Genomic DNA, 23,498 nt, shown 5'->3' with positions numbered 1-23,498 from the left:
TCAATGGTGACGAGGGTACACCTGTTCCCATTCCGAACACAGTAGTTAAGCTCGTTTACGGTGACAATACTTGGCTGGCGACGGCCCGGGAAGATAACTCGACGCGCACATTGATAACGCCGGTTCTGACGAACCGGCGTTTATTTTTTGTTAAGATTCCTTGTGTTTCCCCAATTCATACACTTTCTATGGTATAATATATTGATTTTTGTTTATAGGGGAAATGCAATGAATAAGATTTTAAAAGAAAAAATTGTAGAGGCATTATCGTCTGTTTTGCCTATCACATTGATTGTATTACTGTTAAGCATTACAATTACGCCCATGCCGGTCGGAACGCTGGTTTTGTATCTGGTTGGTGCGGTGCTTCTGATCGTCGGTATGGCATTTTTTTCACTGGGTACCGATGTTTCTATGACACCGATGGGCGAAGGCATCGGCGCACAATTGCCGCGCACGAAAAATCTGTTTGCGGTTGTGGGCATTACATTCGTGATCGGCGTGCTGATTACCATAGCAGAACCGGATTTGCAGGTTTTGGCGGGACAGGTTCCGTCGATTCCCAATGCTGTATTGATTTGGACGGTTGCAATTGGTGTAGGCCTGTTTTTTGTGCTGGCAATGCTGCGCACGCTGTTCAAAATTCGATTGGCGTCCCTGCTGATTGTGTTTTATATCGGTGTTTTGATTTTATCCGCATTTGTGCCCAATGAGTTTGTTGCAGTAGCCTTTGATTCCGGCGGCGTTACAACCGGCCCAATCACCGTGCCGTTTATCATGGCCTTGGGTATTGGCCTTGCTTCCATTCGTGGCGATCGGGACGCACAGGATGATAGCTTTGGTCTGGTAGCACTGTGCAGCATCGGCCCGATTTTGGCGGTATTATTGCTCGGTATTTTCTATAAGGGCGGCGATCCGGGTTATACTGCTGTGACTGTGCCGGAGGTGGAGGATACCAAGCAGGTAGCAAAACTGTTTGCGTATAGCCTGCCGGAGTATGTACATGAAGTTTTATCTGCCCTGATTCCGATCATTCTGTTCTGCGCGGTATTTCAGTTAGTGTTTCACCGCTTTCACCGGATGCAACTGAAAAAAATCGGCATTGGTTTTGGGTATACTTTCTTCGGCCTTTCACTGTTTTTAACCGGGGTTAATGTTGGCTTCATGCCGGTTGGTCATTTTTTGGGAAAGCAGTTGGCACAGAGCGGACACAGCTGGCTGCTAGTGCCGCTGGGTATGTTGATCGGATATTTTTTGGTGACGGCAGAGCCTGCGGTGCATGTACTAAATCGTCAGGTAGAAAATATTACGAACGGCGGTGTTTCGCAGCGTGCAATGATGCATAGCCTGTCCATCGGTGTAGCCTGCTCGGTTGGCCTTTCCATGCTGCGTGTGCTGACCGGAATTTCTATCTATTGGATTGTCATTCCTGGCTATCTGTTGGCGCTTGGTTTGACGTTTTTTGTCCCTAAAATTTTTACCGGTATTGCGTTTGACTCGGGCGGCGTTGCATCCGGTCCGATGACCTCCACATTCCTTCTGCCATTTGCAATGGGAGCGTGTGAGGCCTTGGGCGGCAATGTTTTAACGGATGCATTTGGTATTGTATCAATGGTTGCAATGACGCCGTTGCTGACGATTCAGATCCTCGGCTTGTTGTATCATCGAAAGATGCGGCGCACGAATGAAGCAGCACAATCCGCTGCAGAGGAAGAGGAAGAAATTATCGTTTTGGAGGAGGAGGAACAGCATGCGTGAGTATCAGCCGCAGATGGCGGCACGCAGTGCGGTGGAGCTGGTCATATCTGTAGTGGATGTATCACAGAGTGAAAAGGTGCTCCGCCTGTACCGAGATAGCCACGCGCTCGTGGATTATGTCTGCATGGCACATGGTACTGCGAAAACCGAAATGCTGGATTTGCTCGGCATCGGCGAAACGGCCAAGGCGATTGTTCTCTGTCTGACCGACCGGGAGCGAGCGTGTCTGCTGCTGGAAAAGCTGGGGCATAGTTTGCAAATGCGTTATCCGGGCAAGGGGATTGCTTTTACCGTTCCGATTAACGGAATCGGTGTGCGATGGCACAAGCTGTTGACGCAAACGGATGTTGGAAGCGAGGAGGCGGAGAGTATGAGCAAATCAGAGCGAGCCTGTGGTTTGGACGCGGTTGTCGTCGTGATGGAGCGAGGATATACGAATGTTGCCATGGATGCGGCGCGCAAAGCAGGAGCACGAGGCGGAACCGTGATAGCTGCGCGCGGCATTGCAGAAGACGAGGTCAAGCGTTTTTTCGGCATTGAAATTCAGGCGGAAAAGGAAATCGTTTTTTTGATTGTGCGCAGTGAGCAACGGCAGGAAATCATGACTGCGCTAATGAAGGCGGTCGGCATGAATACACGCAGCCATGGGCTGGTGCTTTCCGTTCCGTTGTCGGACGCAATCGGCTTGGCGGACTGAACCAAGCCAAGGAAATTGGAAGGGTCGCAGCAGTGGGGCTGCGGCCCTTTCCATTTGTGGATGATAGGCTGCGGGACGTTTTGATGTGCGCGTGCGGTTGGTGCAGTGCATACTATATCTTGTGTTAGGTCAAATGTGGAAAAGAATGGTATGCACTGCGTCTTTCAACAAGATGTACACAGAATTTTCCACAGTAAAAGAGTTATCCACAAAACAGCCGCTTGTTGTCCACAGAGAAAATTGATGAAATTTCAGAGAAACCAACAAGAAAAATATTTTGATTCTTACAATTCTTCCAAAAACCCTGTTTCCCCTTGACAGGCCGTTGTGTGAGCGGTAAAATATATAGCACAGGCACAAGATATGGTGCGGAAAATTAGAACAATCTACGAAATTTTGTGATCGCCGCAAGGCGGTTTTTGTATGAGAGAGGGAACAGAATTTATGATTCAGCAGATCGTCAAACGCGATGGGCGCAACGCCCCCTTTGAGATTGACAAGATTGCGGGTGCGATTTTCCGCGCGGCGCAGGCTTCCGGCGGACAGGATTACGAGATGGCGCGCGGTCTGGCTGAACAGGTGGAAAAGATGCTGGAAAAGGCTGTGGGAGAGCAGATTCCCACGGTGGAGCAGATACAAGATACAGTAGAGAAGGTTTTGATTGAAAGCGGACATGCCCGCACGGCCAAAAAGTATATTCTTTACCGTAATGAGCGCACGCGTGTGCGTGAGATGAATACCCGGCTGATGAAAGTGTATGAGGATTTGACCTTTCAGTCCTCGCTGGAAAATGACGTAAAGCGAGAAAACGCCAACATTGACGGCGATACCGCAATGGGCACCATGCTCAAGTATGGCTCGGAGGGCGCAAAGCAGTTTTACGAAATGTTCATTCTCGATCCGGCGCATGCCAAGGCGCATCGGGAGGGTGATATCCATATTCACGATTTGGATTTTCTGACGCTTACGACAACCTGCTGCCAAATTGATTTGCTCAAGTTGTTTGACGGCGGTTTTTCCACCGGTCACGGCTTCCTGCGTGAGCCGAATGATATCCGTTCGTATGCGGCGCTGGCGTGTATTGCCATTCAGTCCAATCAGAACGACCAGCACGGCGGCCAGTCGGTGCCGAATTTCGATTACTCGATGGCCCCCGGTATCCGCAAGACGTTCCGCAAGCTGTTCCGCAGTAATCTGGCAAAAGCGCTTGAGGTGTTCGGTGCGGATGAAAACAACGAAGTCGATGCCGCTGCGCTGACCGAGCGTGTCGAGCAGCAGACCGGAAAATGGGCCTGCCTTGCCGGCGATAACGGTTACGATGAAGCCATGGCGGCGGCGCTTGGCGAAACGCTCGATGAGCAGACCGTGCAGAAATGCATGCGCTTTGCCCGCAAGTATGCGGATAAGGAAACACGCAAGAGTGCGTATCAGGCGATGGAAGCGCTGGTACACAACCTGAATACCATGCATTCGCGTGCGGGTGCGCAGATTCCGTTCTCCTCGCTCAATTACGGCACGGATACCTCGCCCGAAGGCCGTTTGGTCATCGAGCAGCTGTTGCTGGCAACCGAGGCCGGTTTGGGCAACGGAGAAACGCCGATTTTCCCGATTCACATTTTCAAGGTGAAAGAGGGCGTCAACTACAACGAAGGCGAGCCGAATTACGACCTGTTCAAGCTGGCTTGCCGCGTTTCCGCCAAGCGGATGTTCCCCAACTTCTCTTTCCTCGATGCGCCGTTTAACAAGCAGTATTACAAGCCCGGCCATCCGGAAACCGAATGCGCGTATATGGGATGCCGCACGCGCGTTATCGGCAACCACTTTGACCCGACTCGTGAAATCGTCAACGGCCGCGGTAATCTGTCGTTTACTTCAATTAATCTGCCGCGCATTGCAATCCGCAGCCACGGTGATATCGACTGGTTCTTTGAGGATTTGGACCGCAAAATTGATTTGGTCATTGACCAGCTCCTGGCCCGTTTCCGCATCCAGTCGGCCAAGAAGGTGCGCAATTATCCATTCCTGATGGGCGAGGGCGTCTGGATTGATTCGGAAAAGCTCGGCCCGGATGATACAGTCGGCGAGGTGCTCAAGCACGGCACACTGACGTTGGGCTTTATCGGCCTTGCGGAGACGCTCAAATCGCTTATCGGCAAGCATCATGGAGAAAGCGATGAAGCGCAGAACCTTGGCTTGGAGATTGTCGGACACATGCGCGAGCGCATGGATCAGGCAAGCGAAAAATATGGTCTGAACTTTTCGCTGATTGCAACCCCGGCAGAGGGCTTGTCCGGCCGATTTGTCAAGATCGACCGCGAGAAATACGGCCGCATTGAGGGCGTGACCGACCGTGACTATTACACCAACTCATTTCATGTTCCGGTATATTATCCGATTTCTGCGTTTGAAAAGATTACGCGCGAAGCACCGTATCATGAGCTGACCAATGGCGGACATATCAGCTATATCGAGCTGGACGGCGATCCGACGCAAAATCTGGAGGCGTTCGAAGCGGTTGTCCGTGCGATGAAAGAAGCCGGTATCGGTTATGGCGCAATCAACCATCCGATCGACCGCGACCCGGTTTGCGGTTACACCGGCATCATCGGTGAAACCTGCCCGCGCTGCGGACGGCATGAGGGTGAGGGCGTGCCGCTTTCCAAGCTGCAAAAGCTGGGACTCTATAAGCATTTAAACAGTATGACGCTTGGCTATCACGGCGATCCTGCCGAGGAGGCCGACCGTCTGCCCAATACATTGCAAATTGTCAAGGAATAAGAAAGGAAGCGTATGATGATGGAGAAAAAGGAAATGCAGGAGCAGTTAATCGGCGAGGGTGTGGGCTTTGAGCGCATCCGCCGTATTACAGGCTATTTGGTTGGTACTCTGGATCGCTTTAATAATGCCAAGCGTGCAGAGGAGCATGACCGCGTCAAGCACACGGTTTCCTGCTGCTCGCTGGAGGAGGAGCATACTGCGTGATGGAAGGTACCATACGCATTGCGGGTACAGTCGGGGAGTCCATTGTGGACGGCCCCGGCTTCCGTTATACCCTGTTTACACAGGGCTGTCCGCATCATTGTCCCGGTTGCCATAATCCGCAGACGCATGATTTTGCGGGCGGCAAGGAGATGGAACTGGACACGCTGCTGCGCGACATGTGTCGCAATCCGCTGGTCAAGGGTGTGACCTTTTCGGGCGGCGAACCGTTTTGTCAGCCTGAGCCGCTGTATCGACTGGCGGTGGAACTGAAGGCGAAGGGCAAACACTTGATGGCATATTCCGGCTATACGTTTGAGCAGCTGCTGGAGTTGCCTGACCCGTACGTCCAAAAGCTGCTGGAGCAGCTGGATCTTTTGGTAGATGGGCCGTTTGTCGAGGCGGAGCGTAATCTGGAATTGCGCTTTCGCGGCAGTGCAAATCAACGTGTGCTGGATGTGCCTGCTTCTCTGGTAGCAAATGCACCCGTATGGGCGGAGCAGTACCGATAAGGGAAGCTGAAACGGAAAGGCCGCTGCAGAGCGGCCTTTTTTATGTTTTTCGCGCAAAGAGTACGCATGAGGAAAAGAGGAAAACCATATGCATGATGAATTGACTGCACAGGATATTGCAATGATGCAGAAGGAACTCGATCATCGCAAGCTGGAATTGATGCCCGAGCTGATTGAAGAGGTCAAACGTACGCGAGCGTTTGGTGATCTGAGTGAAAATTTTGAATACAAGGCGGCCAAGCAGGCGCAGAACCGTAACCGCAGCCGTATTCGTTATCTGGAACGCATGATTAAGTCGGCGCGCGTGATCGAGGATCGCGCCGCGGCGGATGAGGTCGGCCTGTTTGACAAGGTGGAGCTGTACTTTGAGGACGATGACGAAACCGAAACCATACAGGTGGTTACGACCGTGCGCTGCGACCCGCTGCAGGGACGCATCAGCCGCGAGGCGCCGCTGGGAAAAGCGGTGCTGGGCAGAAAGCAGGGAGATCGTGTTGCTGTGACAACCGAGGACGGTGATAGCTATACGGTGGTGATTCGCTCGATCTGCAAGCAGGCAGATGATGGAACGGGTTCGATTCTATAAAGAAAAACAGCAGCTGACGTAAAAGCAGCTGCTGTTTTTTTGGTTGAAAAAGCGGATTATGGCGCAGTTTCATCGGTGTCTTCGGTTTGCTCGGTTTCTGCATCTAACGTAGCGAAAAACGCTGCGCGCTCCACTGCGCATATCACATGCGGCAGGTCTTTTCCTCGATACAGTTTGGTGAATTGACCAACCGGCTTCATGCCGCAGGCCGCTGCAACATGAAGCGATGCGATGTTATCTGGACGGATTAAGGCAAGCACACGCGATACATCCAGTTTGTCAAATGCAAAGGTAAGCGCGGCGCGGGCGCATTCGACTCCGTAGCCCTGTCCCCATAGGTCGCGCCGAACAATATAACCCAGTCCGAGTGCAGTGGTCTCGGAGTCCAGGCGTTCGACCAATGGGCCGGCCAATGCGATTAACGCCCCGGTTTCCCGGTCAAGGCCTGCAAAATATCCGCACCCATCTTCGTGGTAACGACGCAGCATGTCTGCAATCCAGTCTACCACTTCCTCATAGGAAAAACCGTGTTCCCATGCATACATGGTCTGCTCATCCTGAAGGATCGGGGCGACAAGGGAAAAGTCATCCGCGCGTAAGCGGCGAAAACGCAGGCGCTCGGATTCCATTTCGTAATGCTGAATTTCCATTTGATTGCTCCTGTAAAAACGGTGCAGCGTGGCGCCGCACCGTTGTTCATGCTCTTAGTTTTTACTTTGTGCCGAAGATACGGTCGCCGGCATCGCCCAGACCGGGGACAATGTAACCATGGTCATTGAGCTTCTTATCAATGGCGGCTACGAAAATTTCTACATCCGGATGCGCTTTCTGAACGGTTTCAATACCCTCGGGCGCTGCGATGAGGTTCATCAGCTTGATGTGCTTAACGCCGCGGCGTTTGAGTCCGTCAATAGCAGCGATAGCAGAGCCACCGGTTGCCAGCATCGGGTCGAGCAGCAGCACGTCTCGCTCCTCGATATCACCCGGCAGTTTGCAATAATATTCAATTGGCTGCAGCGTATCGGGGTCACGGTACAGGCCGATATGACCAACCTTAGCAGCTGGAATCATTTCCAGCATGCCCTCCACCATGCCGAGACCGGCACGCAGAATGGGAACCAGCGCAATCTTCTTGCCGGAAATAACCTGTACACGCGCTTCTGCCAGCGGTGTTTCAATCGAAATTTCCTTAAGCGGCAGGTCGCGGGTTGCCTCGTAGCACATGAGCATGGCGATTTCGCGGGTCGCTTCGCGGAACTCCTTTACGCCGGTGGTCTTATCGCGCATCAGGCTGAGCTTATGCTTAATCAGCGGGTGATCCATTTCGTGAACGGTAGCCATAATCCTTTGTCTCCTTTAATGTAGATTCGATGCATCGCCGGAAAGCCGTTTCATACGTTCGCGTTCGGCCTGCGGACGGCGCAGGTAAAAGGCGTCCAGCTCTTGTGGGGAGCAGGTTTTACCTGCCTGTAGTAACGGCAGAGCAGCGGCAGCAACACCGTAACCGGTGGGGTAACGCAGCTCGGGCGGTGCGAGGCGCAGGCCGGTACATTTTTCCCTAAGGGTATTATAACATAGTTCGGCCCCATCTCCAACCAGAAAATACACGGTATCGCCGATTTCTTCCGCAAGATCGGTCAGTTTGACAGCGCGGTCTTCACACAAGCGTTTGGGCAAGCCGTTTTCGACTGCAAAGAGTGCATTATAAACTTGTCCTGCGCGCGCGTCCATCACACAGCACAGGCGACCGTCGAGCGCGTGTGCGCCGTATGCCATCGCTTCCAGCGTGGATACGCCGATGCACGGCTTGTCCGCGCCAAGCGCCAGCCCTTTGACCGTTGCCACGCCGATGCGTACGCCGGTGAACGACCCCGGGCCGTGCGCCACGGCAATGGCATCGACTGCATCGAGTGTCAAGCCGCAGTTTTGAAAAAGGCTTTCTACCATCGGAAGCAGCGTGCGCGAGTGGGTCAGTCCGCAGTTTTGAAAAGATTGCGCAATAAGTTTTTCGTCCTCGGTCAGCGCTACCGAGGCACTGACGGCGGAGGATTCCAATGCAAGGATTTTCATGCGCACACCTCCCCAGTGGTGATGAGCCGGTCATCCGGTTGACTGCCGTAGGCAATATGCACGGTTTTGTATTGTGCCGGCAAGATATCCGCCGCGTTTTCGCTCCATTCAATCAAAACGATGCGGCTGCCGTCCAAGTATTCCTCAAAGCCGATTTCAAACAGCGCTTCGCTGTCCAGAATACGGTACAGGTCAAAATGCGCCACGCGACCGCCTGGGGTGTCGTATTCGTTGGCGATGGCAAAGGTCGGGCTGGTGACTCGACCCTGATAGCCGAGTCCACGCAGCACACCGCGGGTAAATGCGGTTTTGCCTGCGCCGAGGTCGCCGGAGAAGGCAACAACGTCGCCCGGCTGCAGCGACGCGGCATAGTCTGCGCCCAAGGCTTCGGTTTCCTCGGGCGAGTGGGTGATATATTCCATTAAAACACCTTTTCTTGTGGATTCTGGCTTTATCATATCATGGAAGCAGACAAATAGCAAGGTGCGGGCTTAGGGCTGCGACGCGGCAGCCAGTGCTTTGATAACTTCTCCCGCAAGAATCATACCGGCAACCGGCGGAACGAAGGATACGCTGCCGGGGACGGCACGGCCTGCGGTGCCTTTTTGTTCCTCCGAGGGAAGGGGAGTGCGGGCTTCTTCCTTGGAGTAAACCACCTTGAGACGGCGAATCCGGCGTTTTTTGCATTCGAGTCGAATGACGCGTGCGAGCGGACAGACCGAGGTCTTATAGATATCGGCGACCTCGAAGCGTGTCGGGTCGAGCTTGTTGCCTGTGCCCATTGAGCAGATAAGCGGCACACCCAGCCGGTCGCATTCCGAAATCAGGTGCAATTTCGCGGTGACGGTGTCAATAGCATCAATCACATAGTCGAATTGTGTTAGGTCGAGCGTGCTGTCCGGGGTGTAAAACTGTTGCAGCGCGTGTACGGTGCAGCGCGGATTGATGTCTGCAATGCGTTCGCGCATGACTTCGACTTTGGCCTGTCCAGTGGTCGAAACAAGCGCAATCAGTTGGCGGTTGCGGTTGGTCAGGGAAACCGTATCGTTGTCTATCAGCGTCAGTTCTCCAACGCCCGCGCGGGCCAGCGCTTCACAAGTGAACGAGCCGACGCCGCCGATGCCGAACACCGCGACATGCGACGAAGCCAGTTTTTGCAGCGCATCCGCACCAAGCAGCAGTTCTTCACGGGAAAATTCATGCAGCATATCGTAAACCTCTCAATAAAGTATGGTCAGAGTATATCACAGAGCGTTTGCGTGGGCAAGCGGGAAGGAGAGGAAAGCGGGGCTTTCGAGCCTCCTTAGCCGCTTCCATTCGGGGAGCCGCTGCACGGGACGGGTGCTTACTGTGAGACGCAAAATCCGCCCGTTGAGGTCGGATTTTGCGAGGCTCCGGCCGACTGGGGCAGTCGGCCTAAACACACGGGCTACAAAACAGCCCACTGGGCTGTTTTGCTTGACGCCCTTTCGAGCCTCGAGCCGCTCCAAAAAGAAAACGCCTGTCTATGACAGGCGTTTTCTTTTTGGAGCGGCTGACGAGGCTCGAACTCGCTACCTCCACCTTGGCAAGGTGGCGCTCTACCAGATGAGCTACAGCCGCATGTTTTTTGGTGCCTCCGGGCGGAATCGAACCACCGACACGGGGATTTTCAGTCCCCTGCTCTACCGACTGAGCTACAGAGGCATTCACAGCACGAGATATAGTATAGTCGAAAGTTGGAGAAAAGTCAACCATAAATTTTCCTTTTTTTCATTTTGTTGCGGAAGGGGGTGGGAGCATGGTATGATAGACCAAGTGAAAGGAGCGTGTAGCATGCGAATTTGGACAGGCCGCGCGGCGAGCGGCAAAACAACGGCGATTCTGCGGGAAATTGCGGAAGCCTGCCGAAAGGGCGAGGGAAAACAGGTTCTGCTGGTTCCGGAACTGAACTCGCATCAGATGGAGCGCCGACTTGCTGAGGCTACCGAAAACCATGGTGCGCGCACGGCCGAGGTGCTGACGTTTTCGCGTCTGGCCGACCGTGTTTTTTCCGAGGTCGGCGGACTGGCGCAGCAGATGCTGACTCCCGCAGGGCAGCTCCTTACTTTACAAGAAGCAGCGCGTCGCGTACAGGGGGGTCTTTCGGTTTGGAGCGGTCTTGCGGACAAACCCGAGCTGTTGCGTGAGGCGCTGCGGCTGGTGGATGAGTGCAAAACCTGCGCGGTAGCGCCGGAAATGCTGTTCGACGCGGCGCAGGAAAGCGAGGACGCGGCCCTTTCCGCCAAGCTGTCAGACTTAGCGCAGCTGCTGACCGCTTATGAGCGTCTGTGTGAACAGTCGCTGCCCGACCCGCGCGACCGCCTGACCCATCTGCGCGACCGTCTGCCCGAAAGCCATGTACTCGCGGGGGCGCAGGTGTATCTGGATGGGTTTCTCGGCTTTACGGCGCAGGAGCTGTCCGTGGTGGAGGCGATGCTTGCCGCAGGGGTGTCGTTGTCGGCGGCGGTCGCCTGCGATTTGTCACAGCCGGAGATTTTTGTAACTGGCTGTAAGACGGTCAAGACGCTGACCCGTATGGCAAAGCGGCATAATCAACAGGTGGAGAGGATTGAACTGGGCGCCAGCCGCCTGTCCCGCCCAGTGGGACTGGCTGCGGTGGAATCGGAAAGCCTGCTGCCGGTGCGCGGCGTGCATGAAGATATGTGCGAAGGTGTACGCTTGTACGCGGCGGCGTCTCCCTTTGATGAATGCGAACACGCGGCGGCTTATATCCGTCGCAAGGTACGCGACGAAGGCGCGCGCTATCGGGATTTTGTGGTTGCGGCGCGGGATATCGAGCCGTACAGCGCGGCTTTGGCGATGGCAATGGCGCGGTATGATGTGCCGGTGTTTCTGGCAGAAAAGCCCGACCTGCTTTCCCGACCGCCCATGGCGCTCGTGATGGGTGCGCTGGACGCGGTGCGCACGGGCTTTCGGTATGAGGAAATGTTCGGCTGTCTCAAAACCGGACTGACCAGCTTGACACGCGACGAGGTGGACCGGCTGGAAAACTATGTGCTGACATGGAACATCCGCGGCAGCGCGTGGGAGCGCGACTGGACCGATCATCCCGACGGATACGGTTTACCCATCGACGAGCGCGTGCGCGCAGAACTGTCTACGCTGAATGCATTGCGTGCGCGGGCGATTGCACCGTTTACCGATTTGCGCGAGCGCCTAAAAGGGGAAAACCCTGCCTCTGACTGCGTGCGTGCGCTGTACGATTTTCTGATTGCGGTGGATGCGCCGCAGCGCATGGCGGACCGTGCTGTCGCGCATGAACAGGCGGGACGGTTGCAGCTGGCGGACGAATATCGGCAGCTATGGGAGATTCTGGTCTCCGCGATGGAGCAGTTTGCGTGGGTGTGTGAGGAGACCATGCTCACCGCCGAGCGGTTTGCGCAGCTGTTCCGGTTGGTGCTGGGGGAATACGATGTCGGTTCGATTCCGGTTTCGCTCGACCGTGTCACTTGCGGCAATATCGAGCGTGTTTGCAGCGAGAACGTCAAATATGTCATTCTGCTCGGCGTGAACGACGGGCTGATTCCGAAAACTACGGCTTCTACCTCGCTGCTGAGCGATATGGACCGGGATAAGATGGACGCACTGGGCGTGGAACTCAAGGCCTATGGTGCGGAGCGGCTGCTCATGGAGCAGGAAACGCTGTACCGCGCGCTGGCGTGTCCGTCGGACGAGTTGCTGTTGTCTTATCACACGGCGGATGCCGCTGGCGGAGAAACGCGGCCTTCGTATTTTATCGGCACGGTGCGCAGCCTTCTTCCCGCAGTACCGCTGGATGCATATAAGGCCCAGTCGGTACGCGACCGTTTACAGGCTGAGCGCCCGGCGGTCGAGCTGGCATGCGCCTATCTGTCGGGCGACCGTTCGCCCGCTGTGCGCGCGGCCTATGATTTCTATCAGAATGACGAGCGGGTACATCGCGCGTCGGCGCAGCGGCGCGGGCGCGGTCCGTTGGAAAATCTGCACACCATCGAGGGGCTGTACGGCAAACACCTCAACTTGACTGCGTCACGTGTGGACACCTTTTATTCCTGTCGGTTTGCGTTTTTCATGCAGTACGGCCTCAAGGCCAAGCCGCGCAAGGTCGCACGGTTTGATGCGCTGGAAACCGGCACGTTCCTGCATTATGTGCTTGAGCATGCGCTTGCCGAGCTAGGGAAAAACGAGGGCGGCGCGGCGGCTGCCGACGAGACAACCGTCCGGCGCGTGTGCCGCGCGGTCGTGCGGCAGTATGTGCGCGAGGAGCTGGGCGGACTGGAAACCCGCACGGCGCGTTTCCGATATTTGTTCGGACGGCTGGCGCGCACGGCGGAGCAGATTCTGGAAAACGTGCTGGCAGAGCTGCGCGTGTCCGACTTTGAACCCATCGACTATGAGGTGGACTTCTCGCGCGGGGGCGATTTGCCGCCCGTCACCTGCGAGGATGCAGAGGGCGACGTGTCCCTGTCCGGCAAGGTGGACCGTGTGGACGGTTATATCAAAAACGGACGGCTGTATCTGCGCGTGATGGACTACAAGAGTGGAAAAAAGTCGTTTTCGCTGTCCGATATCTGGTACGGGCTGAATATGCAGCTGGTCATTTATCTGTACGCCTTGCAGCAGGAAGGGCTGGAGCGCTATCGTGCACGGCTGGAAGCTGAACTGAACGAAATCGTGCCGGCGGGCGTACTGTATGTGCCGGTGCGTGACGCGCTGCCGGATGCCGCGCGCGACACGGATGAAGAAACCTTGCGCGCATTGCGTGACAAAGCGCTGCGCCGCAGCGGTCTGCTCAGCGACGATATGGAGCTGCTCGACGCGATGGAGCACGGGCTGGAAGGCGACGGACGGTTTCTGCCGGTGTCGGTCAAGGTGAAAAAAGGCGAGGACGTGCCGACGCTTGCGGCAAAAAGTGCGGTGGCCGATTTGGAGAAATTCGGGCGGCTGGCGCGATACACGCACAAAAAGCTGCTCGAAATGGGCAAAGAGCTGCGTGCGGGCAGCGTAACGGCCGACCCTTGTAAAAAGGATAAGCAGTCGAGTTACTGCGACTGGTGCGATTTCCGTGCAGCCTGTCGTTTTGATGAAACGGCAGGGGACAAGGCGCGCTTTTTAAAACATTTGACGGACGAAGAGTTCTGGCAGCAAACAGGAGGTGAGTGACGTGCCGCAGTGGACAAAAGACCAACAGACCGCAATCGAAAACCGGGGCGGCACGTTGCTTGTCTCGGCGGCGGCGGGTTCAGGCAAGACGGCCGTGCTGGTCGAGCGGGTGCTCACCCGTTTGACCGACCCGGAAAACCCGGTGGATATCGACCGGCTGCTGCTGGTGACCTTTACCAATGCCGCCGCCGCCGAAATGCGCGAACGCATCGGCGCGGCACTGGCACAGGCGGTCGCACGCGACCCGCAGGATACGCGCCTGCGTCGGCAACTGTTTCTGGTGCATCGCGCCAAAATCACAACCGTACATGCGCTGTGCTTGTCGCTGGCGCGGGAACAGGCCGCTGCGCTCGGCATTGCGCCGGATTTCCGTCTGATGGATGCGCAGGAGGGAAAAATCCTGCGCGCCGAGGTGCTGGAAGAGGTGATGGACGCAGCGTATGAGCGCGGCGACGCGGGCTTTTTCGCGCTGTGTGACCTGTTGACCGCGGGGCGCGACGATAAAAAGCTGGGCGACGTGATTTTGAGCACATACGAAAAGATTCAAGCGCACCCTGACCCGCGCGCCTTTCTGGAAACCGTGCGGCAGGGATTGCATGCGGACGGCATGGATACGCCGCACGCGGCGGTGCTGCTCACGCAGGCGCGCGCGGCGGCAGAGCACGGCGCAGCTTTTCTTCACATGGCGGTGGATGCCGTGACTGGCATTGACGAGCTGTATGACACCTATCTGCCCGCGCTGAAAAGCGACCTGAACCAAGCCGAGAGCCTGCTGGATGCGCTGCACGGCGGTAATTGGGACGCTTGCGTGGAAGCGGCGCAGTCGATTACATTTGACCGGATCAAGGCCGCGCGCAAGTTCGAGGACAAGGCATTTCTCGAGGAGATAAAGGCGCTGCGCGAGGAGTGGAAAACGGTGGCCAAAACCATTCGGGAAAAGTGGCTGACCGTGACGGCGGAGGAAATGGCCTGCGACCGCGTATTGACCGCACCCGCTTTATCTGCGTTGATTGACATGGTAAATGCTTTTGAACAGGCGTTTTCCGATGCCAAGCGTGCGCGCAATGCGGCGGATTTTAACGATTTGGAGCATTTCGCCGTACAACTGCTGTATGATGGCGCGCAGCCCTCCGCGCTCGCGCGCACGCTGAGTCAACAGTATGCGGAGATAGCGGTGGACGAATATCAGGACACCAACGCCGTGCAGGACGCAATTTTCCGCGCACTGTCGCTGGAGGAACGCAACCTGTTTCTGGTCGGTGACGTGAAGCAGAGCATTTACGGCTTCCGTCTGGCCGACCCGTCCATTTTCCTGCAAAAGTATCATGCCTTTGCCGATGCGGATGACGTGCAGGACGATGCGCCGCGCCGTGTGGTGCTCGGACAGAACTTCCGCTCACGCGCGGCGGTGCTGGATGCGTGTAATTATCTGTTTTCAGCTGTGATGGGTGAGACGGTCGGCGATTTGCAGTACACCGACCGCGAAGCATTACATCTTGGCATGGACTATCCGGACGCGGGGCATGCGCGCTACAAGACCGAGGTGCTGCTGCTCGACGCGGCGGGACTGGGGGAGGATGAGGATGCGCCGGATAAAACCTCGCTGGAAGCGCATCTGGTTGCGTCCCGTATTCGCGCGCTGCTGGACGAAGGATTCCCGGTCTTGGACAAGGAGACGGGCGCGCTGCGGCCGGTCACGCCGGGCGATATCGTCATTCTGCTGCGCTCGCCGGGACCGCGTGCGCAGGCGTTCATTGCGGCGCTCGAGCAGGCCGGCCTGACTGCCAGCGCGGAGGAACGGGGCGGATTGCTGGGTACGGCTGAGGTAGGCACGATGGTGTCGTTGCTGGCGGTCATTGACAACCCGCGGCAGGATGTGGACCTCATCGGCGTGCTGCGCTCGCCGCTGTTCGGATTTACCGAACAGGAACTGGCCGACATTCGACTGACCGACCGACGTATCAGTTTTTACGATGCACTGGTTGCCTCGCGTGAGCAGTTTGATAAGGTGGAGTTGTTCTTACAGCAGCTGGATGATTTGCGCACCTTCGCATGCGACCAGCCGGTGTATCGATTGTTGTGGGAGATTTACGACCGGACAGGCGCGCTCGGTTTGTATGGTGCGCTGCCCAATGGCGCGCAGCGGCAGAGTAATCTGCTGGCGTTTTTCGAGCGGGCGCGCGCCTTTGAAGCGCAAGGCTATCGTGGTCTGTTCGCCTTTGTGAGTTTGCTGCGCGGCATGCAGGAAACAGGCGAGGACTTCCAGACAGTCGGTGCGGAGACGACAGGCGGCGCAGTGCGCATTCTGTCCATCCACAAGTCCAAGGGACTGGAGTTCCCGGTGGTGATTGTGGCGGGCTGCGCCGGTCAGTTTAACGAAATTGACTTGCGTGAGCCGGTGCTGGTTCATAAAGAACTGGGCTTTGGCTCCAAGTGCCGCGATTTGGAGCGCGGCGTGCAGTATGATACGGTTGAGCGCACAGCGGTCGCGGTGCAGCAGCGGCGTGAAATGGTCAGCGAAGAGCTGCGCGTGCTGTATGTCGCGCTGACGCGTGCGCGGGAAAAACTGATTATCACGGCGGCAAGCGGGACGCTGGAAAAATCGCTGCAAAAGTGGGCGCAGTGGGCGGCGCTCGACCAGCTGCCGCAGTACGCCATGGGCGCAGTGCGCGCGCCGCTTGCATGGATTGTCGCGCCGCTGCTGCGGCATCCCGCGTCGCGTTCCCTAAGGGAAACCTACGGGCTGGAGGTGCCCGAGCACGGCACGGACTGTGATGCGTTTATTCTGCGGGTGTTCCGGCCGGATGAGGTTGCCGAGCCTGCGCTGCCCGAAGTGCTGCGCTTTGCCGAGGCAGATACGCAAGGCTACACCGTGCAGCCGTATTTGCAGTATCCGAATGCGTTTCTGTCCGAGCTGCCCAGCAAGCTGACTGCGACCGGTTTGGGCCGCGGCTACCGCGCGGACGAGGCCGCCGAGCAGACGCCCCCGCCGCGCCGTGAGGTCAAGCTGCGCGCGCCGCTGTTCGAGCAGGGACAGCGCCGTCTGACACCGGCTGAGGTCGGCACAGCGCATCATTTGTTCATGCAGTTCTGCGATTTTGATGCGGCGGCGGCTCCGGGCGGCGTGGAGCGCGAACGGCAGCGGCTGGAAGAAGCCGGACTGCTGTCGCCCGAGCAGGCGGCGGCAATCAACCCGAGAAAAATCGAGGCGTTTTTCGCATCCGATTTATACCGCGGCCTGATGTCGGCGTATCCGGTGCGGCGGGAGTTTAAGTTTTCCGTGCTGGTGCCGGCGGCGCAGTATTTTCCGGTGGCGGAGCAGGCGCTTGAAGAGAAGGTGCTGCTGCAGGGCGTCATCGATTGTCTGATTGACACGCCGGAAGGCTTTGTGATTTTGGATTTCAAAACCGACCGAGTGACCGAAGACGGCATTTCCGCGCGTGCGGCGCAGTACCGCGCACAGATGCAGGCCTATATGCTGGCGGTGCGTGAGATTTTTGCACGGCCGGTTTGCCGGTGCATCCTGTACTTCTTTCACAATGGCCTGAGCTGGACAATGGGGGACAGTTAAGATTGCGTTAAAATCTTTTGCGTTCGGTTGACAGTGCGTAGGGAAAATGCTAACCTGATAGCGGAAAAGCAAGGGATACCGGCGATGGCCGGACGATTCCGCAAACATGATTTCGCCCATAACATTCATTCCTCATTTCCAAAGGAGAGAGCCGCGGCTTGTCACGTAAGCTGCGGTTCTTTCTTTTTGCGGTTTGCATAACGGGCAGTTGGTAAATAAACGCAAAATCTGTCACATACCCGCTTTACTTTGTTCGGCAAAAAGGATATAATAAAAAGCAACATTAAATCCGGAAAAACAGGAATGAAGAAAAGGAGAAACAATATGGCATATTATTTCAGTGAACCTTCGCATACGTTCAACGAATATCTGCTTGTGCCGGGGTATTCCTCCGCAGAGTGCATCCCGGCGAATGTCAGCCTGCGCACTCCGATTGTCAAGTATCGCAAGGGCGAGCAATCCGCGCTGTATGCCAATATCCCGATGGTTTCCGCTATCATGCAGGCGGTTTCGGACGACCGCATGGCAATTTCATTGGCACAGGAGGGCGGCATCTCCTTTATTTATGGTTCGCAGACCATCGAAAGCGAGGCGGCGATGGTCGCCCGCGTAAAGTCCTACAAGGCGGGCTTTATCGTGTCCGATTCCAATCTGCGTCCCGAGCAGACGCTGGCGGACGTTTTGGAGCTGAAGGCAAAGACCGGTCACTCCACCATGGCGGTCACGGACGACGGCACGGCAAACGGCCGTCTGCTCGGCATTGTTACCAGCCGTGACTATCGCGTGTCCCGTATGGAGCGCGACGTGCCGGTATCTGAATTCATGACGCCGTTTGACAAGCTGGTCACCGCACCGGCGGACACCACGCTCAAGGTGGCAAACGACATCATTTGGGATCACAAGCTCAACTCGCTGCCGCTCGTAGACGAGGAGCAGCATCTGGTTTATATGGTGTTCCGCAAGGACTATGACAGCCACAAGGCCAACTCGCTCGAGCTGCTCGACGAGCATAAGCGCTATGTGGTTGGCGCAGGCATCAATACCCGCGATTATGCCGAGCGTGTTCCGGCACTGGTGGAGGCCGGTGCGGACGTACTGTGTATCGACTCTTCCGAAGGTTTTTCCGAATGGCAGAGCCGCACGCTGGCATGGGTTCGTGAAAACTACGGCGACAGCGTCAAGGTCGGCGCAGGCAACGTGGTCGACCGTGAGGGCTTCCGTTTCCTCGCGGACGCGGGCGCGGACTTTGTCAAGGTCGGTATTGGCGGCGGCTCCATCTGCATCACCCGTGAGCAGAAAGGCATCGGCCGCGGTCAGGCGACTGCACTGATTGAAGTGGCTGCGGCGCGTGACGAATATTATCTGGAAACCGGTGTCTATGTACCGATTTGCTCGGACGGCGGCATTGTGCATGACTATCACTGCACGCTGGCGCTTGCAATGGGTGCGGATTTCCTGATGCTCGGCCGTTATTTCTCTCGTTTTGATGAATCCCCGACCAATAAGGTCAATATCAACGGCAGCTATATGAAGGAATACTGGGGCGAAGGTTCGTCCCGTGCGCGCAACTGGCAGCGTTATGATATGGGTGGCGATAAAAAGCTGTCCTTTGAAGAAGGCGTTGATTCCTATGTGCCGTATGCCGGCTCGCTCAAGGATAACCTTGGTCTGACGCTGAGCAAGGTTCGTTCGACCATGTGCAACTGCGGTTCGCTCTCCATTCCGGAGTTCCAGAAAAAGGCCAAAATTACGCTGGTATCTGCTACCTCGATTGTTGAGGGCGGCGCACACGACGTGCTGCTCAAGGAGACTTCCACAACCAGCAAGTAAGCAAAGCTGCGTCTGAAAAGATTGCCCCGCAGACTAACTGCGGGGCAATTCTTGTCGGAAAGGGGAATGTATATGGAGAGTGAAGTCCACGAGATGGTCGGCGCGGCGCTTCGCATGCTGCACGGGCTGGGCTATCGCGTGCGGCGCAACGGCGGCGTATTTTTGCGCTGGTGTGTGTTCGCGGTGGTCATTGGTCTGGTAGTCGGCGCGGTGGGCGCGGCGTTCCATCTGGCGCTGGAATGGGCAGGGGAAATGCGCGCGGCGTATGCATGGCTGCTGTATCTGCTGCCGTTTGTCGGCGTATTCATTGCGTTCTGGTACAAGCAGGCAGACATGCCGCTCGAGCGCGGTACCAATTTCATCCTGACCTCGGTGCGCGAGAATCATCCGGTGCGGCTGCGGCTGGCGCCGAGCATTTTTGTCACTTCGATTTTGACGCATCTGTGCGGCGGTTCGGCCGGCCGCGAAGGCGCGGCGATTCAGCTGGGAGGTGCGATTTCCGGCAATATAGGACACTGGATGCGGCTGGATGATAAGGACAGCCGTACGATTACCATGTGCGGCATGGCGGCAGGCTTCGCCGCGCTGTTCGGCACGCCGCTGGCAGCGAGCGTTTTCGCCATGGAGGTCATCAGCGTGGGCGTGATGTATTATGCGGCATTGTTCCCGTGTGTGCTGGCGTCCGTAATTGCGCATTATGTCGCGCTTTCTCTTGGCGGCGGGACGACTGCGTTTACGCTTTCCGGTGTGCCGCAGGAGGTTGAGCCTCTGCTGCTGGTCAAGCTGGTGCTGTTCGGTGTGGTCTGTGCGGTGCTGAGCGCTGTTGTATGCATCGTGTTCCATCGTATCGGACACCTTTTCAAAAAGTACATATCCAATCCATATTTGTGCATCGCCGTGGGCGGTCTGGTGGTTGTGCTGGTATCCTTGCTGCTCGGCACGAGGGACTACAACGGCGCGGGCATGGAGGTTATCGAGCGTGCGGTCGCGGGCCAGGCGGGGTATGCGGCGTTTTTCATCAAGCTGGTGCTGACTGCTGTCACCATCGGCGTGGGCTACAAGGGCGGCGAAATTGTGCCCGTTTTGTTCATCGGGGCGACGTTCGGCGCGGCTTATGGCGTCTTTTTCGGGCTTGCGCCCTCGTTTGCAGCGGGGCTTGGCATGACTGCGGTGTTCTGTGGCGTGACGAACTCGCCTCTAACCTCGATTCTGCTGGCGTTTGAGCTGTTCGGCGGCCAGAGCCTTGCATTGTTTGCGCTGGTGATTTCGATTTCTTATATGCTCAGCGGGTATTACGGCTTGTACAGCGAGCAAAAGATTTTGTATTCCAAAATGCGGCCGCAGTTTATCGACCGCAAGACCAAATAACATTGTTTCCGGGAGGAAAAAACATGCACGAATTTAAGGGTGCAATATTTGACATGGACGGCACGCTGCTCGATTCCATGCCGGTGTGGACGCGGTTGACGCAAGGGTATCTGGCAGGGTTCGGGCTGACGATTACAGACGAGGAGTATGCGGCATGCGAAGGCTTTTCCCAGCCGCAGGTGGCTCAGTATTTTGCCGACCGCTATCCGGAGCTGCCCGGCGGCGCGCGGGGACTGATGGAGGGAATGGACCGGCTGATTACCACGCGCTATGAGACGATTGCCAAGCCGAAGGACGGCGTCATCGAATTTCTCGACGGACTGCGTCGCCGCGGGGTAAAAATGGCGATTGCAACGCTGACAGCGCGGCGTCACGCGGAAAAGGCGCTGCGTGACCGGAATATGATGGGCTATTTTGAGTTTATGCTGACCATTGAGGATGTGGGTATTTCCAAGTATCAACCGGATATTTATTTGAAAAGCGCGGAAAAACTGGGGCTTGCGCCTGCCGACTGTATCGTGTTTGAGGATGCGCCCTATGCATGTGCCACAGCCAAGCGTGCAGGATTTCGGGTCTGCGGTATGGTGGAGCCTGCCTATGCGGCGGGGGAAAACGAACTGCGTTCAGTCAGTGATTTTGTAGTCGAGCAGTCATATGGCGAATTACGTGGAAAACTGTAAGAAAGGGCTTGCAATCTCGGTTTTTATCTCGTACACTATATGGTAAGAGTGAAAAGCGGCTGCGCCAGACATGTTCTGGTGCGGCTTCATTTTGGTTAGGGGGAATGAATTTTGGAAGAACAAAATAAAATGGGTACGGCGCGCATGGGGCCGCTGATTTTCTCCATGGCACTGCCGGCGATGATCTCGATGATTATCAACGCGCTGTATAATATTGTGGACAGCATTTTTGTTGCCCAATACTCGCAGAGTGCCCTGGCTGCGGTTTCACTGGTGTTTCCGCTGCAAACACTGGTTGTGGCAATCGGTGTCGGCACTGGCGTGGGTGTCAACTCGCTGATTGCGCGTCGCCTGGGTGAAAAACGCCGTCTGCATGCAAATTCGGCGGCGGAGCACGGTATCGCATTGTCTGTGATTGGCGGCATCGTGTTTTTGGTATTGGGTTTCGGCTTGTCAGGCGTGTTCGTGCGCGCGTTCGGCGCGGCCGAGGATGTCACTGTGCAGGCGATTCAGTATTCGCACATTGCGGTTGGCCTGAGCATTTTCGTTATGATTTCGATGATGTGCGAAAAGCTGCAGCAGTCGACCGGCAATATGATTATTCCGATGTGTCAGGGTTTGACGGGCGCAATCATCAATATTATTCTGGACCCGCTGATGATTTTCGGCATTGGTCCCTTCCCGGAGATGGGCGTGCGCGGCGCAGCGCTGGCAACCGTTACCGGACAGATTTTTGGTATGCTAATCGGATTGTGGGGCGTATTTGTTCATCAGAAGGTTCTGCAAGTGAACATGCGGGAATTCAAGTGGCGTCTTCAGACGGTCAAGGATATTTATCGTGTCGGCTTGCCGGGCATTGTTATGCAGAGCGTGGTGTCCGTGATGACGGCGGGCATGAATGCAATCCTCATTGGTTTTTCGCAGACGGCAGTCAATGTGCTGGCGGTCTATTTTAAACTGCAGACCTTTGTGTTTATGCCTGTGTTTGGCTTAAACCAGAGTGCGCTGCCGGTTATGGGATACAACTACGGTGCGCGCAATAAAAAGCGCCTGTTTGGCGCTTATAAAATTACGCTGACAGCAGCTGTCGTTATCATGTTTATCGGTCTGATTTTGTTCCAGCTATTTGCGGAGCAGATGCTGATGATGTTTGTGGACCGTACGGATGCGGCTGCAATCGACGATATGCTCTCGGTCGGTGTTCCGGCCCTCAAGACCATCAGCCTGTCCTTCCTTGGCGCGGCCTTTGGTATCATCAATTCCACGCTGTTCCAGGCGACGGCCCGCGGCATGAACAGCCTCATCGTATCGGTTTGCCGTCAGCTCGTTATTATTCTGCCGGCGGCATGGCTGCTCGGCCAGTGGAAGGGATTGGATGCCGTCTGGTATTCGTTCCCGATTGCGGAAATCGCTGCATTTTTCATTTCGTATGTGCTGTTGTGGCGTGAGTACAGCACAGAGTTACGGTATCTGGGTGCTGAAAAGGAGAAAAACGTATGAAACGCATTGCAAGCTTTGAAGTGAATCACGACAAACTCAAACCGGGCATGTACACCTCCCGCATTGACGGGGATGTGACAACCTATGATATCCGCATGGTGTATCCGAACGCGGGCACCTATATTCAGCCGGCGGCCGGACACACGTTCGAGCATCTGTTTGCCACCTATGCGCGCAACTCGCGCTTTGCTGAACATATCATCTATTGCGGTCCGATGGGATGTCAGACCGGATTTTACTTTCTGGTACGTGATTTGGCGCCGGCGGACGCGATTGACCTTGTGCGCGAAACGATGGACTTCATTGCGTCCTACGAAGGGGAGATTCCGGGCGCAAGCCGTATCGAATGCGGCAACTATCTGCTGCACGATTTGGCAGGTGCCAAGGCGCTGGCGGCGTCCATGATTCCGGTGCTGAAAGACTGGAAGGAAGAAAATTTAGTATATGAAAAATAATGCTTGCATTTTGCCGTATAATATGGTATCATATCCTTACGACTGCAAGAGAAATTTTGTGATTTCCCGTGGAAAGAGGTGAAACAACATGAAACAGGGCATCCATCCCGAGTACAAGCAGACCACGATCCGCTGTGCCTGCGGCAATGTCATTGAGACCGGCTCCACTAAGGAGAATATCGTCGTTGACGTTTGCTCCAAGTGCCACCCCTTCTTCACGGGCAAGCAGAAGCTGGTAGACACCGGCGGACGTGTTGATCGCTTCAAGAAGCGTTTCAATCTGGACAAGTAAGAGGAAGCCATCGAAA

The 23,498-nt window shown here is 55.9% G+C and carries 18 protein-coding genes, 2 tRNA genes, 1 rRNA gene and 1 pseudogene; 15 read left to right on the top strand and 7 right to left on the bottom strand.

The annotated features are described in order from the left end of the window. From rrf to ACTQ34_RS08120, 7 genes and pseudogenes are all read left to right on the top strand, one after another. A 5S ribosomal RNA gene (gene rrf / locus ACTQ34_RS08150) occupies positions 1 to 110 on the top strand; the annotation flags it as partial. Positions 111 to 228: 118 nt separating this feature from the next. After that, complete coding sequence (locus ACTQ34_RS08145) at positions 229 to 1,758, top strand: DUF1538 domain-containing protein (protein ID WP_441363347.1); 1,530 nt, start codon at positions 229 to 231, stop codon at positions 1,756 to 1,758. Beyond that, the gene (locus ACTQ34_RS08140) at positions 1,751 to 2,455 is read left to right on the top strand and encodes a hypothetical protein (protein WP_441363346.1); all 705 of its coding nucleotides are present in this window, start codon (positions 1,751 to 1,753) and stop codon (positions 2,453 to 2,455) included. The genes ACTQ34_RS08145 and ACTQ34_RS08140 overlap by 8 nt, the downstream gene beginning before the upstream one ends. Before the next feature lie 444 nt (positions 2,456 to 2,899). Further along, positions 2,900 to 5,233 carry an anaerobic ribonucleoside triphosphate reductase gene (locus ACTQ34_RS08135; RefSeq protein ID WP_441363349.1) on the top strand — a complete coding sequence of 778 codons (2,334 nt, stop codon included), beginning with the start codon at positions 2,900 to 2,902 and terminating at the stop codon, positions 5,231 to 5,233. A 60-nt stretch (positions 5,234 to 5,293) separates the two neighbouring features. Beyond that, positions 5,294 to 5,437: pseudogene (gene nrdD, locus ACTQ34_RS08130) on the top strand (anaerobic ribonucleoside-triphosphate reductase); the annotation flags it as partial. Then, positions 5,437 to 5,946, top strand: coding sequence for an anaerobic ribonucleoside-triphosphate reductase activating protein (gene nrdG / locus ACTQ34_RS08125; protein ID WP_441363345.1), 510 nt, complete (start codon positions 5,437 to 5,439; stop codon positions 5,944 to 5,946). The pseudogene nrdD and the gene nrdG, both read left to right, overlap by 1 nt. 88 nt (positions 5,947 to 6,034) lie before the next feature. Beyond that, positions 6,035 to 6,532 carry a GreA/GreB family elongation factor gene (locus ACTQ34_RS08120; RefSeq protein ID WP_441363344.1) on the top strand — a complete coding sequence of 166 codons (498 nt, stop codon included), beginning with the start codon at positions 6,035 to 6,037 and terminating at the stop codon, positions 6,530 to 6,532. Positions 6,533 to 6,588: 56 nt separating this feature from the next. Here ACTQ34_RS08120 and ACTQ34_RS08115 read toward each other — a convergent pair whose 3' ends face one another. The 7 genes from ACTQ34_RS08115 to ACTQ34_RS08085 all read right to left on the bottom strand — a co-directional run bounded on the left by ACTQ34_RS08115 (position 6,589) and on the right by ACTQ34_RS08085 (position 10,288). Further along, positions 6,589 to 7,182 carry a GNAT family N-acetyltransferase gene (locus ACTQ34_RS08115; RefSeq protein WP_441363343.1) on the bottom strand — a complete coding sequence of 198 codons (594 nt, stop codon included), beginning with the start codon at positions 7,180 to 7,182 and terminating at the stop codon, positions 6,589 to 6,591. Positions 7,183 to 7,243: 61 nt separating this feature from the next. After that, on the bottom strand, positions 7,244 to 7,873 hold the full coding sequence (gene upp / locus ACTQ34_RS08110) for a uracil phosphoribosyltransferase (RefSeq protein WP_373166459.1): 630 nt from the start codon (positions 7,871 to 7,873) through the stop codon (positions 7,244 to 7,246). A 15-nt stretch (positions 7,874 to 7,888) separates the two neighbouring features. Next, positions 7,889 to 8,602 (bottom strand): tRNA (adenosine(37)-N6)-threonylcarbamoyltransferase complex dimerization subunit type 1 TsaB, encoded by a 714-nt coding sequence (gene tsaB, locus ACTQ34_RS08105; protein WP_441363342.1) that lies wholly within the window; start codon positions 8,600 to 8,602, stop codon positions 7,889 to 7,891. Beyond that, the gene (gene tsaE / locus ACTQ34_RS08100) at positions 8,599 to 9,024 is read right to left on the bottom strand and encodes a tRNA (adenosine(37)-N6)-threonylcarbamoyltransferase complex ATPase subunit type 1 TsaE (protein WP_441363341.1); all 426 of its coding nucleotides are present in this window, start codon (positions 9,022 to 9,024) and stop codon (positions 8,599 to 8,601) included. Before tsaE ends, tsaB begins: the two co-directional genes overlap by 4 nt. A 69-nt stretch (positions 9,025 to 9,093) precedes the next feature. Next, the gene (locus ACTQ34_RS08095; protein ID WP_441363340.1) at positions 9,094 to 9,810 is read right to left on the bottom strand and encodes a tRNA threonylcarbamoyladenosine dehydratase; all 717 of its coding nucleotides are present in this window, start codon (positions 9,808 to 9,810) and stop codon (positions 9,094 to 9,096) included. 318 nt (positions 9,811 to 10,128) lie between these two features. Further along, positions 10,129 to 10,204 (bottom strand) — tRNA-Gly (locus tag ACTQ34_RS08090). Positions 10,205 to 10,212: 8 nt separating this feature from the next. Continuing rightward, a tRNA-Phe gene (locus ACTQ34_RS08085) sits at positions 10,213 to 10,288 on the bottom strand. A gap of 129 nt (positions 10,289 to 10,417) precedes the next feature. Here ACTQ34_RS08085 and ACTQ34_RS08080 point away from each other — a divergent pair. The 8 genes from ACTQ34_RS08080 (at position 10,418) to rpmE (ending at position 23,482) form a co-directional block, all read left to right on the top strand. After that, the gene (locus ACTQ34_RS08080) at positions 10,418 to 13,786 is read left to right on the top strand and encodes a PD-(D/E)XK nuclease family protein (RefSeq protein WP_441363339.1); all 3,369 of its coding nucleotides are present in this window, start codon (positions 10,418 to 10,420) and stop codon (positions 13,784 to 13,786) included. A gap of 1 nt (position 13,787) precedes the next feature. Beyond that, positions 13,788 to 17,357, top strand: coding sequence for a helicase-exonuclease AddAB subunit AddA (gene addA / locus ACTQ34_RS08075; protein WP_441363338.1), 3,570 nt, complete (start codon positions 13,788 to 13,790; stop codon positions 17,355 to 17,357). Positions 17,358 to 17,681: 324 nt separating this feature from the next. Continuing rightward, positions 17,682 to 19,187, top strand: coding sequence for an IMP dehydrogenase (locus tag ACTQ34_RS08070; RefSeq protein WP_441363337.1), 1,506 nt, complete (start codon positions 17,682 to 17,684; stop codon positions 19,185 to 19,187). A gap of 72 nt (positions 19,188 to 19,259) precedes the next feature. Beyond that, on the top strand, positions 19,260 to 20,555 hold the full coding sequence (locus tag ACTQ34_RS08065; RefSeq protein WP_441363336.1) for a chloride channel protein: 1,296 nt from the start codon (positions 19,260 to 19,262) through the stop codon (positions 20,553 to 20,555). A 23-nt stretch (positions 20,556 to 20,578) separates the two neighbouring features. After that, positions 20,579 to 21,235 (top strand): HAD family hydrolase, encoded by a 657-nt coding sequence (locus tag ACTQ34_RS08060; protein WP_441363335.1) that lies wholly within the window; start codon positions 20,579 to 20,581, stop codon positions 21,233 to 21,235. A 111-nt stretch (positions 21,236 to 21,346) separates the two neighbouring features. Continuing rightward, positions 21,347 to 22,735, top strand: a complete 1,389-nt coding sequence (locus ACTQ34_RS08055) for an MATE family efflux transporter (RefSeq protein WP_441363334.1) — start codon at positions 21,347 to 21,349, stop codon at positions 22,733 to 22,735. Next, positions 22,732 to 23,190: an S-ribosylhomocysteine lyase gene (locus ACTQ34_RS08050; protein WP_441363333.1), complete on the top strand. Its 459-nt coding sequence runs from the start codon at positions 22,732 to 22,734 to the stop codon at positions 23,188 to 23,190. Before ACTQ34_RS08055 ends, ACTQ34_RS08050 begins: the two co-directional genes overlap by 4 nt. Before the next feature lie 88 nt (positions 23,191 to 23,278). Continuing rightward, on the top strand, positions 23,279 to 23,482 hold the full coding sequence (gene rpmE / locus ACTQ34_RS08045; protein WP_031475830.1) for a 50S ribosomal protein L31: 204 nt from the start codon (positions 23,279 to 23,281) through the stop codon (positions 23,480 to 23,482). Positions 23,483 to 23,498 lie beyond the last annotated feature (16 nt).

The organism is Agathobaculum sp. LCP25S3_E8, from assembly GCF_052117165.1.
Classification (GTDB): domain Bacteria; phylum Bacillota; class Clostridia; order Oscillospirales; family Butyricicoccaceae; genus Agathobaculum.
This window is presented reverse-complemented; position numbering and strand designations above follow the sequence as displayed.

What these genes read in the sequence shown, in the direction of transcription:
- rpmE (WP_031475830.1), top strand. Translation starts at nt 23,279, where the DNA reads ATGAAACAGGGCATCCATCCCGAGTACAAGCAGACCACGATCCGCTGT.
- nrdG (WP_441363345.1), top strand. Translation starts at nt 5,437, where the DNA reads ATGGAAGGTACCATACGCATTGCGGGTACAGTCGGGGAGTCCATTGTG.
- ACTQ34_RS08065 (WP_441363336.1), top strand. Translation starts at nt 19,260, where the DNA reads ATGGAGAGTGAAGTCCACGAGATGGTCGGCGCGGCGCTTCGCATGCTG.
- tsaE (WP_441363341.1), bottom strand. Translation starts at nt 9,024, where the DNA reads ATGGAATATATCACCCACTCGCCCGAGGAAACCGAAGCCTTGGGCGCA.
- ACTQ34_RS08115 (WP_441363343.1), bottom strand. Translation starts at nt 7,182, where the DNA reads ATGGAAATTCAGCATTACGAAATGGAATCCGAGCGCCTGCGTTTTCGC.
- ACTQ34_RS08120 (WP_441363344.1), top strand. Translation starts at nt 6,035, where the DNA reads ATGCATGATGAATTGACTGCACAGGATATTGCAATGATGCAGAAGGAA.
- ACTQ34_RS08070 (WP_441363337.1), top strand. Translation starts at nt 17,682, where the DNA reads ATGGCATATTATTTCAGTGAACCTTCGCATACGTTCAACGAATATCTG.
- ACTQ34_RS08050 (WP_441363333.1), top strand. Translation starts at nt 22,732, where the DNA reads ATGAAACGCATTGCAAGCTTTGAAGTGAATCACGACAAACTCAAACCG.
- ACTQ34_RS08060 (WP_441363335.1), top strand. Translation starts at nt 20,579, where the DNA reads ATGCACGAATTTAAGGGTGCAATATTTGACATGGACGGCACGCTGCTC.
- ACTQ34_RS08145 (WP_441363347.1), top strand. Translation starts at nt 229, where the DNA reads ATGAATAAGATTTTAAAAGAAAAAATTGTAGAGGCATTATCGTCTGTT.
- upp (WP_373166459.1), bottom strand. Translation starts at nt 7,873, where the DNA reads ATGGCTACCGTTCACGAAATGGATCACCCGCTGATTAAGCATAAGCTC.
- ACTQ34_RS08095 (WP_441363340.1), bottom strand. Translation starts at nt 9,810, where the DNA reads ATGCTGCATGAATTTTCCCGTGAAGAACTGCTGCTTGGTGCGGATGCG.
- ACTQ34_RS08080 (WP_441363339.1), top strand. Translation starts at nt 10,418, where the DNA reads ATGCGAATTTGGACAGGCCGCGCGGCGAGCGGCAAAACAACGGCGATT.
- ACTQ34_RS08135 (WP_441363349.1), top strand. Translation starts at nt 2,900, where the DNA reads ATGATTCAGCAGATCGTCAAACGCGATGGGCGCAACGCCCCCTTTGAG.
- ACTQ34_RS08140 (WP_441363346.1), top strand. Translation starts at nt 1,751, where the DNA reads ATGCGTGAGTATCAGCCGCAGATGGCGGCACGCAGTGCGGTGGAGCTG.
- tsaB (WP_441363342.1), bottom strand. Translation starts at nt 8,602, where the DNA reads ATGAAAATCCTTGCATTGGAATCCTCCGCCGTCAGTGCCTCGGTAGCG.